The 14,830-nt window shown below is 56.6% G+C and carries 13 protein-coding genes; 7 read left to right on the forward strand and 6 right to left on the reverse strand.

The window, feature by feature from the left end; genetic code table 11:
- From RSAL33209_RS05995 to RSAL33209_RS06015, 6 genes are all read right to left on the reverse strand, one after another.
- Complete coding sequence (locus tag RSAL33209_RS05995; RefSeq protein WP_012244804.1) at positions 1–639, reverse strand: PadR family transcriptional regulator; 639 nt, start codon at positions 637–639, stop codon at positions 1–3.
- Positions 639–1,445, reverse strand: a complete 807-nt coding sequence (locus tag RSAL33209_RS06000) for a DUF4097 family beta strand repeat-containing protein (protein ID WP_012244805.1) — start codon at positions 1,443–1,445, stop codon at positions 639–641. Before RSAL33209_RS06000 ends, RSAL33209_RS05995 begins: the two co-directional genes overlap by 1 nt.
- A gap of 20 nt (positions 1,446–1,465) precedes the next feature.
- Positions 1,466–1,777: a DUF4097 family beta strand repeat-containing protein gene (locus RSAL33209_RS17495; protein ID WP_114597588.1), complete on the reverse strand. Its 312-nt coding sequence runs from the start codon at positions 1,775–1,777 to the stop codon at positions 1,466–1,468.
- Positions 1,778–1,810: 33 nt separating this feature from the next.
- Positions 1,811–2,287, reverse strand: coding sequence for a hypothetical protein (locus RSAL33209_RS17500; protein ID WP_012244807.1), 477 nt, complete (start codon positions 2,285–2,287; stop codon positions 1,811–1,813).
- Positions 2,288–2,464: 177 nt separating this feature from the next.
- Complete coding sequence (locus RSAL33209_RS06010; protein WP_041684531.1) at positions 2,465–3,064, reverse strand: GDSL-type esterase/lipase family protein; 600 nt, start codon at positions 3,062–3,064, stop codon at positions 2,465–2,467.
- A 102-nt stretch (positions 3,065–3,166) separates the two neighbouring features.
- Positions 3,167–6,964: a multifunctional oxoglutarate decarboxylase/oxoglutarate dehydrogenase thiamine pyrophosphate-binding subunit/dihydrolipoyllysine-residue succinyltransferase subunit gene (locus tag RSAL33209_RS06015; protein ID WP_041684533.1), complete on the reverse strand. Its 3,798-nt coding sequence runs from the start codon at positions 6,962–6,964 to the stop codon at positions 3,167–3,169.
- Positions 6,965–7,188: 224 nt separating this feature from the next.
- Between RSAL33209_RS06015 and RSAL33209_RS06020 the strand changes: the two genes are divergently transcribed.
- The 7 genes from RSAL33209_RS06020 (at position 7,189) to RSAL33209_RS06055 (ending at position 14,807) form a co-directional block, all read left to right on the forward strand.
- Complete coding sequence (locus RSAL33209_RS06020; protein ID WP_012244810.1) at positions 7,189–7,836, forward strand: TetR/AcrR family transcriptional regulator; 648 nt, start codon at positions 7,189–7,191, stop codon at positions 7,834–7,836.
- A gap of 44 nt (positions 7,837–7,880) precedes the next feature.
- Positions 7,881–8,771 (forward strand): alpha/beta fold hydrolase, encoded by an 891-nt coding sequence (locus tag RSAL33209_RS06025; RefSeq protein WP_012244811.1) that lies wholly within the window; start codon positions 7,881–7,883, stop codon positions 8,769–8,771.
- Between the two features lie 30 nt (positions 8,772–8,801).
- A complete protein-coding gene (gene guaB1 / locus RSAL33209_RS06030; protein WP_012244812.1) occupies positions 8,802–10,268 on the forward strand; it encodes a GMP reductase in 1,467 nt (488 codons plus the stop codon).
- A 249-nt stretch (positions 10,269–10,517) separates the two neighbouring features.
- Positions 10,518–11,855: a hemolysin family protein gene (locus tag RSAL33209_RS06040; protein WP_012244814.1), complete on the forward strand. Its 1,338-nt coding sequence runs from the start codon at positions 10,518–10,520 to the stop codon at positions 11,853–11,855.
- Positions 11,852–12,892 (forward strand): hemolysin family protein, encoded by a 1,041-nt coding sequence (locus tag RSAL33209_RS06045; protein ID WP_012244815.1) that lies wholly within the window; start codon positions 11,852–11,854, stop codon positions 12,890–12,892. The genes RSAL33209_RS06040 and RSAL33209_RS06045 overlap by 4 nt, the downstream gene beginning before the upstream one ends.
- A gap of 135 nt (positions 12,893–13,027) precedes the next feature.
- Complete coding sequence (locus RSAL33209_RS06050) at positions 13,028–13,975, forward strand: metal ABC transporter solute-binding protein, Zn/Mn family (protein ID WP_012244816.1); 948 nt, start codon at positions 13,028–13,030, stop codon at positions 13,973–13,975.
- A 25-nt stretch (positions 13,976–14,000) separates the two neighbouring features.
- Positions 14,001–14,807, forward strand: coding sequence for a metal ABC transporter ATP-binding protein (locus tag RSAL33209_RS06055; RefSeq protein WP_012244817.1), 807 nt, complete (start codon positions 14,001–14,003; stop codon positions 14,805–14,807).
- Positions 14,808–14,830: the final 23 nt, after the last annotated feature.

Consider the following 14,830-nt stretch of genomic DNA (forward strand, 5'->3'; position numbering starts at 1 on the left):
TCATTCTCCTGTCGGTTCCGAACTTCGATTTTCGCTGCCGCGCAAAGTAGCCCGGATGGCAATTTTGGCCTGGTCTAAGACAGTCCGAACAGTTTCCAAAGTGACTTCCGCCAACACATCTTGCCGAGTATATTGCCGCAACTCAACGCGCATCTCGTCGCGGAAAGATTGCAACAACATCTCCGCCTCTTTGAGTAGACGTTGGTTTGTCGGGGAGTAGCGGCCAGCTTCGGGCATCTTTCGAGCCGCACTTCTGGCAGCTTCGGCCGTTGCGGCTAGATCTGCCCGTAGGCCCTTCATATTCGTCCTGATGTCTTGGCGCAAGGTGTCCGCCAAGCGGCGTACCGAGGCTGAGATGTCCTGCTCGACCTCGTTTAGCTCATCCCGGCGTCGATCTAGCTCGGCTCGGCCACTATCGGTGATGTTGTATGTTGTTCGCCGGCCATCTGTTGTAGTGCCAACAAGTCCTTCCTCCTCAAGCTTGGCTAGCCTAGGGTAGACCGTTCCGGCGCTGGGGGAGTAGGTGCCGCCAAAGCGGTCGCTGAGCGCCCTGATCACGTCGTAACCGTGTTTGGGGCCCTCTTCCAGCAGGGCCAGCAGGTAGAGTCGCAGGGCGCCATGCGCAAAGACGGGAGGCATTAGTTTTGCACCCCGCTGAGCTGGTTGACCACTGAGATGGCACCGGTTACGGAAACGCAATTGATTTGCACCGCTCCGTTGCTGCGCTCGCCGAAACTGCGTTTGGTGTTACCTAAAACTCTTATCGATTCGTCATTGATAGTGATATTGCTGGCCACCGAGGTTGCCGAAAGGTCTACGGCGAGCTGCTGCGGCAATCTGATGAGTAAGTCGCCGGACACCGAGTTGCTAGAGATCTTCTGAATGGGACCCAGGCAATCTAGGGTTACATCGCCAGTGCCGGTATTAGTTTTTACCGAACTCAACGCGCCGGAAGCGGTCATTTCGCCGGAAACGGAATTGAGGGAAAGATCGCCTTGATGATCACGAACAATAACTTCACCAGAGACGGTATTTGCCGCCACAGAACCTTGGGTGGAGTCGCTGATGACCGACCCGCTGACCAAAGAAACTTTCACTCGACCGTTGATCCCTTGAACCAGTCCGTCTCCACTGACCGTTCCGGCGTCAATCGCGGTTGTTGCGGGAACCGAAATGGTGATGACTAGCCTATTTGGCGATTCGACCGGATTGTTTTTGGCCAGCCAGCGGCTAGCGTCGTGGTGCCCGTGTTTGATCTGTAGCGCCCCATTGCTGAAATGGATTTCTAATGAATCGCCCGAAATCTCAGCGATGGCAAGGCGAGTAACCGGCTCGTCGTGCACCACGACGTCGAACCTGCCGCCGACTGCGTTCAGCTTGAGTTCGGTGACGTCATCTATCTCTAGGGTCTGGGGAGATTCAATGCTCCAGTGTTGATCATTCATGGTGAGGTCTCCTTTTAGATTTATGCGTTTTGGTGCACAACGGAGATATTTCCGGAGACTGAGCTGCCGGAGATACTTAGTTGCGGTTGTTGGGGGCCCGTGCTGGTCCGGACCTTTTGGCCAGTGCCGGAGAACTTTTGGTCGTCGAGAATAATTCGACCGGACACGGTTTTGACGTCCAGAGCTGCGCCGACGTCGGACGGTAGCCGCACGGTGACATCGCCAGAGACGCTGTTCAGATCCAGCGAGTCGGGCTCGCCATGGAAATCGAAACTCAGATCGCCACTGACAGTTTTGGCACGTACTGCTAAAAGTTCTCCCGATGCAGTTATTTCGCCGCTAACACTTTTGGCACCGAAGCGGCCCTAGTGGTTGCGAACGATGATTTCGCCACTGACGGTGTCCACATCTAGGCTCCCACGAGTTCCATCGGCCATTACTGAGCCGGAAACAGTCTTCAGCTCGTTGCTGCCGGTAGTTCCGCTGATGAGACCTTCGCCGCTTACCGTTGAAGCGCGAACAGTGGTTTCCGCCGGCACCGCGATGCTCAGCACAATGCGTTGTCCCGATAATGTGCCGAGTCGTTTGAGCCAACCGAGCGGATTGTGATCCCGATGTTCAATGGTGAGCACACCGTTATCGAACGAAATTTCAAGATCTGTCCCGCTGATCTGGGCAATTTCAATCCGAGTAGTGTGTTCGTCATGCGTAATAACATCAACTCGACCAGCAATTATCGCGGCCCGTAGCTCGCGGACGTTGTCCACATCGATGGTTTGAGCAGACCCCACGCTCCATTGTTTGCTGGTGGATTCTTGGTCCACTGATTCTTGTTCGCTCATGATCTCTCCTGGTCGAGTTATATCGCGTTTATGAATCCACGATATATCGCGTTTGCGAAGAGGTCAAGCTATATCGCGTCTTAATTGTCGTCTAACGAAAACGCCCCCGATATTGGTGAGAGCCGCCAAAATTTCAGCGGCTCCCACCAATATCGGGGGCGTAAGTGGGGTAGGGGACTAGACGGCTTCAGGGATCCCAAGCCACTGGAACCAGCCACGATGCAAAACTAGCCACGCCATAAGCCCGTAACCGGCTTGGCCAGGCGTGCCGCCGTTGGCAGCTAAGTCGGCGCGCCACTGCTCATGGTTGAGTAACGGCGAGAAAGTGTCAACGTAGACGTGTCGACGTCGGGTAGTGACGTCGACGAAGGCGGTATTGAGCTCACTGAGCTTCTTATTCGACGTCGGGTCCAGGCCCGGAGGTGGGCCGACGACGAACACTGGCACGCTGAGTTGAGCAGCGCCGTCGAGAATATTTGCTAGATTCAGCCGACTGCGCGCCGTCGAAAGTCCCAGCTCAATGTCTCGGCTAGACAAACCGATGACCAGTCGATTCTCGTAGAAGTCATCGAATCTACGGCCAGATTCGGAGAGCCAGCGCGCGGCTAGTGCTTCGGTGCCCTCTTGCGGGCATGCCAAAGAATACGACTCGAGTGAAAGCTCCTCCTGAGGGGTCCGGGCTAACACTCTGCCAACCCAACCCAAGGCACGAGGGTCGCCGTGTCCGGCCAACAGCTCATCGCCTACTGCGGCAAGCCGAATCTTTCTGTGCTCCACGCCAAGCCTTCTTTTCATTGATGGGGATGTTCTTGAAACAGTACTCGTCTAGACACGCCGATGCCCAGTCCGCGCTATGGCGAACTGGGCATCGGGATGAAACTAGCGAGTGAGAACGCGATTTACCAGCTGCGTTTGCTCAACCGCATGTCGCTTGCTTGAACCGGTCGCGGTGGAAGCCGAGGCGGGCCGAGAGACTAGGCGGATGCCGCGCTCTAGTGCTTGCGGCACGTTCAGACCCATGTACGGCCACGGACCCTGGTTGGCCGGTTCGTCCTGTGCCCAAACAACTTCGGCATTCGGATACTTAGCAAGTTCAGCTTTGATTTCCTCAGCTGGCAAGGGGTACAGCTGCTCGACTCGAACCAGCGCGGTGGACTCATCGCCGCTCTTTTGGCACGCCGCGAGCAGGTCGTAGTAGAGGCGACCAGATACCAGAACCACGCGATATACCTTGGTACCATCAAGCGGGCGGTGTTCACCGATCACCGGGCGGAACGCACCGGTAGTGAAGTCCTCAACGGGTGAAACAGCTGCCTTGAGACGCAGCAGTTGCTTCGGTGTGAAGACGATCAGCGGACGGCGCGGCTGAAGGTAGGCCTGCCGACGCAATAGGTGGAAGTGCGAAGCAGGAGTGGTGGGCTGGGCCAGAATCATGTTGTCCTCGGCGCACATCTGCAAATAACGTTCGATGCGAGCTGAGGTGTGTTCTGGTCCGTGGCCTTCGTAGCCGTGCGGAAGCAGCATAACCAGCGAAGAACGTTGCCCCCACTTCTGCTCGGCAGAGGAGATGAACACGTCGACCATTGACTGCGCACCGTTGGCAAAATCGCCATACTGAGCTTCCCAGAGGACCAAAGCATCGGTCCGTTCCACTGAGTAGCCGTATTCGAAGCCAACCGCTGCGTACTCACTGAGCGAGGAGTTGTAGATCATCATCTTGGCTTGCTGATCAGTGAGCTGCTGGTACGGAGCCCATTCAGCATCGTTTTTGCGATCATGCAGAATCGAATGCCGTTGCGCGAAGGTGCCGCGCTGAGTGTCCTGACCAGTAAGTCGGATCGGGATTCCTTCAGTGGCCAGCGAACCCAACGCCAATAATTCGCCGAAACCCCAATCGATATTGCCTTCGCGCGTCATCACTTCGCGCTTTTTCAGCAGTGGTTCAATTTTGGGGTGCACGGTGAACTCGGGTGGGATCGTTGCTTGAACGGCACCAATGTGCGCAATCATCTCCGGGCTGACATTTGGCACGTCAGTTGAGAGCTTCAGCTCAGAGTTGCGTTGCGCTACTGGGCGCTCTAGATCGGAAACCGCTTTGGAGTCTTCGGTGATGATCGGAATCGGCGAAGTCTGCGCGGCATGCGTTTCGGCAAAGGCCCGCTCCAAGCGTTCCTGGTAATCGCGCAGCAGCTGCTCGGCTTCTTCGCTCGTGATGTCGCCACGGCCGATCAACGCTTCAGTGTAAAGTCGGCGAACCGAACGCTTGGCATCGATCAAGTTGTACATCATCGGCTGGGTCATCGAGGGATCGTCGCCCTCGTTGTGGCCACGACGGCGGTAGCAGACCAAGTCGATCACGATATCTGCAGCAAACTTCTGCCGATACTTGAATGCCAATTGCGCAACGCGAACAACCGCTTCAGGGTCATCGCCATTGACGTGGAAAATTGGTGCCTGAATCATCTTTGCCACGTCGGTTGAGTAAACCGAAGACCGCGATGACGACGGCGAGGTGGTGAAGCCAACCTGGTTGTTGATCACCACGTGGACAGTGCCACCGGTACGGTAACCGCGCAGCTGGGAGAGTTGGAGCGTTTCCGCAACGACGCCCTGGCCAGCAAATGCGGCATCGCCATGGATCAGGACAGGGAGCACGTCGAAGCTTGCACCATTGGTATCCAGCACGTCCTGCTTGGCTCGAACGATGCCTTCAAGAACCGGATCAGCTGCTTCCAGGTGCGAGGGATTCGCGGCTAAGTACACCTTGGTTTCGTTACCGTTGAACGAGGTGAACGTGCCTTCAGTGCCCAAGTGATACTTCACATCACCTGAGCCCTGAACGGTGCGTGGATCTTCGTTTCCTTCGAATTCACGGAAGACCTGAGCGTAGGTCTTGCCCGCAATGTTGGTCAATACGTTGAGTCGGCCACGGTGTGCCAGGCCAATAGCGACCTCGTCGAGGTTGTCGTCAGCGGCATCGGACAAGATCGAGTCGAGCAGCGGAATTAGCGATTCGCCGCCCTCGAGCGAGAAGCGTTTCTGACCGACGAACTTGGTCTGCAGGAAGGTTTCAAAGGCCTCTGCGGAGTTCAACTTCGAGACAATGCGAAGCTGCTCTTCGCGACTGGGCTTGGAGTAAGGGTGCTCAAGCTCATCCTGGAACCACTTGCGCTGTTCCGGATCTTGCAAGTGCATGTATTCGACGCCGGTGGTGCGACAGTAAGCGTCGCGGAGCACGCCAAGGATGTCGCGGAATTTCAGGCTGTCTTTGCCACCGAAGCCGCCGGTTGGCCATTCGCGGTCCAAGTCCCACAGGGTTAGACCGTGATTGAGCACGTCCAAGTCAGGGTGTTTGCGCTGCACATATTCGAGCGGGTCAATATCCGCCATCAAGTGCCCGCGAACCCGGTAGGCGTGAATCAGCTGTTGGATCCGGGCGACCTTGTTGATCTGATCAAACGGATCCACCTGGACGTCCGGGCTCCAGCGCACCGGCTCGTAGGGGATGCGCAGCGATTCAAAGATCTCGTCGTAGAAATTCTCTGCACCAAGAAGGAGCTGGTGTACGAGCTTCAGGAACTCACCGCTACCGGCGCCCTGGATGACTCGGTGATCGTAGGTTGACGTCAGCGTAATGACTTTGCTGATCGCGTTCTTGGCGATGATTCGTTCGCTGGTGCCCTGAAATTCAGCGGGGTAGTCCAGTGCGCCAACGCCAATGATGCTTGCTTGGCCCTTGGAAAGCCGCGGGACCGAGTGCACGGTGCCAATGCCGCCAGGGTTTGTCAGCGAAACCGTGGTGCCGGCGTAATCGTCTGCCGTCAGTTTGCCGTTGCGGGCGCGCTTGATGAGCTCTTCGTAAGTGCGCCAGAATTCGGAAAAGGAAAGCGTCTCAGCTTTTTTAATGTTCGGCACCACAAGCAAACGGCTACCGTCCGGCTTGGGCATATCAATGGCGATGCCGAAGTTAACGTGCGCGGGCTTCACAGCAACCGGCTTACCATCGCGCTCTTCGTAATGAACGTTCATGGAAGGGAATTGCTTGAGCGCGCGAATGACGGCGTAGCCGATGAGGTGCGTGAACGAGACCTTACCGCCGCGGGCCCGGGCCAAGTTTGAGTTGATGACCAAACGGTTGTCGATCAAAAGCTTTGCTGGAATGGCGCGCACGCTGGTAGCTGTGGGTACCTCGAGGCTGCTGATCATATTGGAAGCGATCGCCTTGGCAGGTCCACGCAATACGTCGACTTTGTCCTCTTCAGGAGCTGCGGTGTTCTTCGCAGTTGGCGGCAGCTGGGCCGGAATCGGCGCTGTGGCAGTCTTCGGAGCCCGGATGCCGGGGGAGCTCACCGGTGCCGCTGCCGGCGCAGGAGCTTCAGTCGCCGTCGCCGTCGCCGCCGGAGCCGCCGCTACGGGCGTTGCAGCTACCGGAGTCACCACAGGAAGTTGGCGAGTAACCGGTCGAGGGTCTGCCGCCGCTTTTTCTGCAGCGTGCTTACCGTTACTGTCATCTGAAGTCTGGCTAGAAGAGGAATCGGCGTCGAGGGAAGCGAATAAAGGCCACCACTTTTCATCAACCGAATTCTTATCTTGCCGGTACTTTTCGTACAGTTCGTCGACGAGCCATTCGTTTCCGCCGAACTCTTCGGTCAAACGAGGAATGGATTGTTCTGGCACCTGAAATACGCCTCTTCCATGAGCTTTAAGACATTGCCGTCCGGGTATCATTCTAGTAACGGCGAGTGCAGACAATCCAATCAAAACGGCATGTTTCGGATTTCTGTGTTGCACACCACATCAAATCAGTGCCCGGGGCTTCAAGCGGAGGTGGTTGGACGTCCTATTCGACAATGTCTTGAGCTTCAATTACGATACGGTACGTTACGTATATTAAAGATGATGTGGCGAGCTCACGAGGGCGGCCCAGAGACACCGAGTTGGAGCGTCGGATTGGCGCCGCCGTGCTCATGGTGCTCGCTGAGGGCGGGTACGAGGCAGTGTCCTTTGAAGAGGTGGCGCGGCGCTGCCACACGTCTAAAGCCAGCCTGTATCGCCGGTGGAAATCCAAGCGCGAGATGGTCATTGCTGCGGTAAAGGCTGGCCCAGCACAAGATCATCAAGGAGCGATTGTCGACGCAGGCAACCTACGGGGGGACCTCCTGAGCCTGTGCCGACAGCTTGATCGCACTATGCGCGCAACCGATAGTCGAACAGCGATGCTCTTGCTGCAAGCTGGCCTAGAAGACCCGGACTTGTGCGAGGCCATCGAGACCTCGGTGGGGCCCACCGGATCACGCCTTCCGGCTCAAGTTATTGAGGCAGCGGTAGCTCGTGGCGAGTTACCGGTAAACGTTGATCCCTTCGCTTTCGAGGAAGTAGTTGGTGCCGTACTGCTACTTCGGCGTGTCAATGGCTTGGCGGCTGACGAACAGTACCTGGCAGCGCTAATCGACACCGTCGTCATCCCTGCTTTGAAGTCGTCAGCCGGTAGGCAAACTGCTTTGCCAGCGGGGATCTTCTCGGGCCGAACTAGCACCACCGTCGCATAACTCGCTACTTCCACAATCGAGTATCCACAAAATGAGGACTAAGCATGACTAATCAATTGACCATCGATGGATTCAAATATCACCGCGTTCCGGGTGTCAACGGAGTCAACATTAATGTTGCGGTGGGTGGAGAAGGGCCAGCCGTTGTCTTACTGCACGGCTTTCCGCAGACCCACTATATGTGGCGCCATGTCGCCGAAAAGCTCGCCCAAGAACACACTGTGATAGCCCTTGACCTGCGTGGTTACGGCAATAGCGATAAGCCTGAGGCGAGTAGCGCTGGTACTTATTCCAAGCGCGAAATGGCCATGGATGTTGTGGTTGTTGCAGCGCAACTCGGCTTTGCGCACTTTGGCCTGATTGGTCATGATCGCGGTGCCTTGGTTGCGGTCCGCGCCGGCTTAGACCATCCCGGCGTCGTCGATTACCTGGGCATCCTCGATGTGCTGCCTACCCTGGATACTTGGGCTGTACTGCAGGGAGTTAACGCGAAGGTGGCCTGGCATCTCTATCTGATGGCCCAGCCTGTTGGGCTACCCGAAAAGATGATTCGTGCCGTCGCTGCGGAGTTCTTCGGATCCTTCCTTACGGCGGGGGATCCCACCGGGAGTACTTTCACAAAGCAAGAGCACGACTACTACGTCGACAGCTCGACCGCCGCCATCGATTCGATCGCTGCCGATTACCGCGCCAGCGCGAGTGTGGACCTTGAGATGGACTTGGCGGATCGCGAACAAGGAGCGCAGCTGTCGATGCCGGTGGGGGTTATCTCGCAGGATTGGGGCTCGCAATTAGGATTTGCTGCTGCCGCGCTGTGGCGTGCATGGGCACCTGGGTCGACGTATCAGCCGACGACTTCGGGACACTTTATGGCTGAGGAGAATCCTGACGAGATTGCAGCTTTCATCACCGGGTTGGCTGCCCGGGCTGAGTAGGCCAGGCAATGATCCAACTAGACTGAAAATATGCGATTCATCGATGGTGCCCAGCACGCCGCAAATCCTGATCTGACCTACTCAGACGTATTTCTGGTCCCGTCACGCTCAGAAGTCATTTCCCGGCTCGACGTCGATTTGTCCAGCGACGATGGTACCGGGACGACAATTCCGCTGGTGGTAGCCAATATGACGGCGGTGACCGGCAAGCGGATGGTGGAAACCATGGCGCGCCGTGGCGGGTTAGCGGTCTTACCGCAAGACATTCCGTTGTCGGTGCTGCGCGAAGTCACTGCGTGGGTCAAAGCCCGCGATGTACTTTTTGAGACTCCGGTAACGCTGACTGCAGCTGACACCGTGATTGATGCCTTGCACCTCATCGATAAGCGCGCTCACGGCGCAGTAGTAGTCACCGATGAAAGCGGTGCTTGTTTGGGTGTGGTCCGGGCCGCCGATTGTGAAGGTGTGGATCGCTTCAGTTCTTTGGGTTCGGTCATGAAAACCAACCCGATCACCCTTGATGCGGAACGCTTTGACGGCGCAGACCGCACTGCAGCGCTAAGAGAAGCCTTCGATACGCTCGACGCTGCGCCTGGTGGATTCGCGCCAGTGCTTCGTGTGGGCAAACTGGTTGGTGCACTCACCCGCACCGGCGCTTTGCGGTCGACAATCTACGCCCCGGCGGTGGATCGGACAGGAAAGCTGAGGGTCGCGGCCGCCGTCGGAATCAACTGCGACGTACAGGCCAAAGCCGCCGAGTTGCTCGACGGCGGTGCGGACTGCCTGGTGATCGACACCGCACATGGGCATCAACAAAAGATGTTTGATGCCCTCGCCGCCGTGCGCGAGATTGGGCCCAAAGTGCCGATCGTCGCCGGCAACGTGGTTAGCGCAGCTGGCGTGCGCGATTTGATTGAGGCTGGCGCGGACATCATCAAAGTCGGTGTAGGCCCGGGCGCCATGTGCACTACTCGGATGATGACTGCCGTTGGTCGGCCGCAGTTTTCTGCGGTGCTGGAATGTGCCAAGGCCGCACGCGAGTTGGGCAAGACCGTCTGGGCCGACGGCGGCGTGCGCTATCCACGCGATGTTGCTTTAGCGCTCGCAGCTGGGGTAAGCCAAGTGATGATCGGCTCTTGGTTTGCCGGTACTTACGAAAGCCCAGGCGATCTCATGGTGGACGCTTCCGGACGCAGGTACAAAGAAAGCTTCGGTATGGCCAGCGCACGCGCCGTACAGAACCGAACACAGCGCGAAGGCGCTTTTGATCGGGCCCGCAAAGCCTTATTTGAAGAGGGCATCTCGTCGTCCAAGATGTATTTGGACCCCTTGCGTCCGGGGGTCGAGGACCTGTTGGACATGATCACTTCGGGCCTACGCAGTTCCATGACTTATGCCGGTGCTACCGATCTTGGCCAGTTCCGGGATAAGGCGCTCGTTGGCATCCAGTCTGCTGCCGGATATGAAGAAGGTCGTCCGTTACAACAGAGCTGGTAAACGAATCCGAACGCACTTGCCTCGAAAATCCGGTAACCTGGAGAGACTATGGACTACCACTCTAGGAGCCGGCAGCCGATTCGACCTGCGGTCGCGGCACTTGCCGGCACATCTCCTGTCGAAGCCTCTGCCCAACTCATTTCGGCCCTACTGGGCGATTTGCCCGGCGAATACGGCCAAGAAGACCAGCCTCCATCATCTGCAGCGCATTGCGCGCGCGGATACTCAATCGCGGTGGTGAACCGCTAGATGGAATGGCTATTACTCCTGCTTGGATTAGGGCTCATCCTTGGCACTGGTTTTTTCGTCGCAGTGGAATTTTCGCTGGTGGCGCTTGACCAGACCACGGTTCAGAAAGCCGTTGACGACGGCGATCGTGGCGCGGAGCCGTTGCTGCGCTGCCTCAAGTCACTTTCTACTCAGCTCTCTAGCTGCCAACTGGGTATTACGCTCACTACTTTGCTGACTGGCTTTGTGATGGAGCCGTCTCTGGGCGTGCTTTTGGACCCGCCTTTGACCGCAATCGGCATTCCGTTAGCGATCAGTCATACCGTGTCATTAATTGTGGCGATGGTTCTGGCCACCTTGCTGTCGATGTTGCTGGGTGAGCTAGTGCCCAAGAACATGGCGATCTCGCGTTCGTTTGCGATTGGCAAACTAGTGGCGCGTCCGCAGCTGGTCTTTACTGCCGTTTTCAAACCAGCGATTGTGCTGCTGAACGGATTTTCTAATCGCGTCCTGCATGTCTTTGGCTTTGAAGCTAAAGAGGAGATCTCTGGTGCTCGAAGCCCTGCGGAGCTGGCATCATTGGTGCGGCGGTCTGCCGAAATGGGGACTTTGGACGCGGGTACAGCAAACTTTCTGGCCCGGTCGCTGAGGTTTTCCGACCGCACCGCGGCCGATGTGATGACGCCGCGGATTCAGACCGAGATGATCGATATCGATGCCCCGTTGACTGATGTTATCGAGGCTGCGCGGCGAACAGGTTTCTCCCGGTTCCCGGTTATTGGGGATTCGGTCGACGATATCCGTGGTGTGGTGCATGTTAAACGCGCAATTGCAGTACCCACTGATAAGCGTGAAGGGTTACAAGCCGGCACGATCAAAGAAGATGTGCTGCGAGTCCCCGAAACGATCCATTTGGATGCCTTGTTGCGCGAGCTTAGGGCTGGAAACCTGCAATTAGCAGTTGTTGTTGACGAGTATGGTGGCACGGCTGGCGTGGCGACGTTGGAAGATCTGGTCGAAGAAATTGTTGGTGAGGTAGAAGACGAACACGACCATACGACTCCCGGCGTATTGCAGAGCGCTTCAGGGGATTGGCACTTCCCGGGGCTAACGCGGCCTGATGAAATTACCGATCAGATTCCGGGGCTTCGCGTGCCGGATGAAGCCAGTTATGAGACGGTTGGCGGCTTCTTAATGGCTGGACTCGGCCGGATTCCGGAAGTGGGAGATTCGGTCGAAACTGTTGGCGGCTTACTTGAGGTAGAACGCATGGATGGAAAGCGGGTCGATCGGATCCGATTCGTCCCGGGTGCGCCCGGCGTCCTTGGCCTGGCAGTTCAGCAGGAGGAACAGCGATGAACGACTGGGTAGGAATCGTCTGGCTCATTGTTCTGTTGTTGGTGAACGCTTTTTTCGTTGGCGCCGAGTTCGCGATTATGAGTGCAAGGCGAAGCCAGATCGAACCGCTGGCCGAAGCTGGATCGGCGCGTGCTCGCACTGCGTTGTACGCAATGGAACACGTTTCGCTGATGCTCGCCTGCGCTCAACTAGGTATTACGGTTGCCTCACTGCTGATTTTGAACGTAGCTGAACCAGCGATCAAGCACTTAGTCATCGGACCAGTGCTGGATCTGGGCATTCCGGAAAGCGTCGCTTTGCCAGCGGTGTTTGTGCTGGTGTTGCTTCTGGTGACTTTCCTGCACGTAACCTTCGGCGAGATGGTGCCCAAGAACATTTCGGTGTCTGCCGCAGATAAAGCTGCGCTGTGTCTAGCACCACCCTTGGTATGGATCTCAAAAGTCGTCCGGCCGGTGATCTTTACGTTGAACTGGCTAGCAAATCACATAGTGCGGTTGTTCGGAATTGAGCCGAAGGACGAGGTGACGTCGAGCTTTACTTTGGAGGAAGTCCAGTCCATTGTGGCGGAATCTACTAAACACGGTTTGGTTGACGATGGCACCGGACTGCTCAGTGGAGCGCTCGAGTTTTCCGAGCATACGGCCGGCCAGGTCATGGTTCCGCTAGCCTCGTTGCACACGCTTGGGGTGACTTCGACGCCGTTGGATGTCGAAGCGGCGGTGCGTCACACGGGCTTCTCCCGATTTGTCTTGGAAGATCGGGCAGGTGGCAAGGGACTAACTGGCTATGTGCATATCAAAGACGTTTTGAACGTGCCCGAGGACGAATACGAAATGTCGCTAGCGGAGTCCCGGGTTCGAACCCTGGTGAATCTGAACGAGTCTGAGGAAATTGAAGATGCGCTCAAGATTATGCAGCGCACCGGCTCGCACTTGGCCCGCGTGATTGCTGCCGACGGCGAAGCTTCCGGAGTGCTGTTCCTGGAGGACGTGATTGAAGAGCTAGTGGGCGAAATCAGGGAGCGAGAGACGCGCTGATCTCTTCGCGGTTGGAAGCTACTTAGTCTCGTTTATGCGAATGATTCCGATTAGCCTATGCTGAGAGCTTGCTTGTTGCACATCATTCTCGATAACTGATCGGGCTGCGAACTGCTGAAGAAACTTGGGGTCCCCATGCGTCAAAATCAATCAACGTCGTCAATTCGTCCTTTCCGCGCAGTGTCTGCGCTCGCAGGTGCGCTTGGCCTGGCGCTAGTACTGGCCGCCTGCGGTGGATCGACTGCTGGCTCAGCCGGTAGCTCCGGTGGCTCCGATAAGACGATTGATGTTGTTGCGGTAACCAATGTCTACGGCAGTATCGTCTCGAAAATCGGCGGGGATCGGGTCAAAGTAACTTCGATCATCGCTAACACCAGCCAGGATCCGCATTCTTATGACAGCTCACCGCAAGACAAGCTGGCAGTGAGCAAAGCTGGATTGCTGATTGAAAATGGTGGCGGCTACGACGATTTCTTTACCAAGCTGACCGACGGAATCGACAAGTCCAAGCTGATCGACGTCGTCGATCTTTCCGGCCTAAAGACTGCGGAAAACAGTGCGGATTTCAACGAGCACGTGTGGTACTCCTTGCCGACCATCGCCAAGCTTGCAGACACCGTGGCTGAGAAGCTTGGCGCCCTGGATTCGGCACATGCGGCGGACTTCACTGCGAATGCGGCAAAATTCAAAACTTCACTCGCTGATATTGAGACGACGTTAGCTGGCGTCAAAACGACAGCTAATGGCCAGCCGGTAGCTATTACCGAGCCAGTCCCGCTTTGGATGTTGCAATCGGCCGGTCTGGTTAACAAAACACCGGAAGCATACAGCCATGCGATTGAAGAAGGCTCTGACGTGCCGCCAGCGGTACTCAAAGAAACGACTGATTTGATCAGCAGCAAGTCGGTAAAGTTTCTCGCCTACAACGATCAGACCGAGGGTCCGCAGACCAAGTCACTCAAAGCCGCCGCGGAAACTGCCGGGGTTCCGGTGGTCAATTTCACCGAAACGCTTCCTGAGGGCCAAGATTATCTGGGATGGATGACGCGGAACGCGCAAAACATCGCTAAGGCCGTCAAGTAACTGAACTCAATTGAAAGCGTGACCGGTGCCAACAACCACAGTGCCCACTAACTTGGTGCCAAAAACTGTACTCAGCTTGCGACAGGCCACGCTGAGCTATGGTGAGTGCACTCTGTGGAGTGGGTTGGATCTTGATATTCAAGCTGGTGAATTCTTTGCCGTCCTTGGTCCAAATGGCAGCGGCAAGACAAGCTTTCTCAAGGTGCTTCTAGGCTTGCAGCAACTTAGTGCCGGTTCGATTGAGATTTCTGGCAAACCCGCAGGGCGTGGAAATCGAGATATTGGCTATGTTCCGCAGCAAAAAGGCTTTGCCAGTCAGACGCCACTTCGCGCTCGGGACCTAGTCGGTCTGGGCATCGACGGCGACCGATGGGGAATCCGGATGGGCTCGCGGCGGTACCGGCACCGAGTTGATGCGCTCTTAGACAAGGTTGGTGCACTGGCGTATGCCGATGTGCCAGTTGGCATTCTCTCCGGTGGCGAGCAACAGCGGCTACGCGTAGCGCAGGCTCTTGCTACAGAGCCGGCCTTGTTGCTTTGTGATGAACCGCTGCTTTCACTTGATCTGCAACATCAAAAGGCGGTCAGCTCCTTGGTAGCCGAGCAGGCACACCAAGAGGGCACCTCGGTGGTTTTTGTCACGCACGAGATCAACCCAATTATTGAGCACATGGACCGGGTGCTTTATCTTGCCGGTGGCAAGTTTCGAGTGGGCACTCCGGACGAAGTCATGACATCTGAGGTGTTGAGCGATCTTTGCGGAACGCCGGTGGACGTCTTCCGCAGTAATGGTCGAATCGTAGTGGTTGGTCAACCTGATGCAACCACGTAAGATCACTCACATGCGGGGGAGGA

Source organism: Renibacterium salmoninarum ATCC 33209 (assembly GCF_000018885.1).
Lineage (GTDB): Bacteria > Actinomycetota > Actinomycetes > Actinomycetales > Micrococcaceae > Renibacterium > Renibacterium salmoninarum.

What these genes read in the sequence shown, in the direction of transcription:
- RSAL33209_RS06040 (WP_012244814.1), top strand. Translation starts at nt 10,518, where the DNA reads ATGGAATGGCTATTACTCCTGCTTGGATTAGGGCTCATCCTTGGCACT.
- RSAL33209_RS06050 (WP_012244816.1), top strand. Translation starts at nt 13,028, where the DNA reads ATGCGTCAAAATCAATCAACGTCGTCAATTCGTCCTTTCCGCGCAGTG.
- RSAL33209_RS06045 (WP_012244815.1), top strand. Translation starts at nt 11,852, where the DNA reads ATGAACGACTGGGTAGGAATCGTCTGGCTCATTGTTCTGTTGTTGGTG.
- RSAL33209_RS06025 (WP_012244811.1), top strand. Translation starts at nt 7,881, where the DNA reads ATGACTAATCAATTGACCATCGATGGATTCAAATATCACCGCGTTCCG.
- RSAL33209_RS05995 (WP_012244804.1), bottom strand. Translation starts at nt 639, where the DNA reads ATGCCTCCCGTCTTTGCGCATGGCGCCCTGCGACTCTACCTGCTGGCC.
- guaB1 (WP_012244812.1), top strand. Translation starts at nt 8,802, where the DNA reads ATGCGATTCATCGATGGTGCCCAGCACGCCGCAAATCCTGATCTGACC.
- RSAL33209_RS06000 (WP_012244805.1), bottom strand. Translation starts at nt 1,445, where the DNA reads ATGAATGATCAACACTGGAGCATTGAATCTCCCCAGACCCTAGAGATA.
- RSAL33209_RS17500 (WP_012244807.1), bottom strand. Translation starts at nt 2,287, where the DNA reads ATGAGCGAACAAGAATCAGTGGACCAAGAATCCACCAGCAAACAATGG.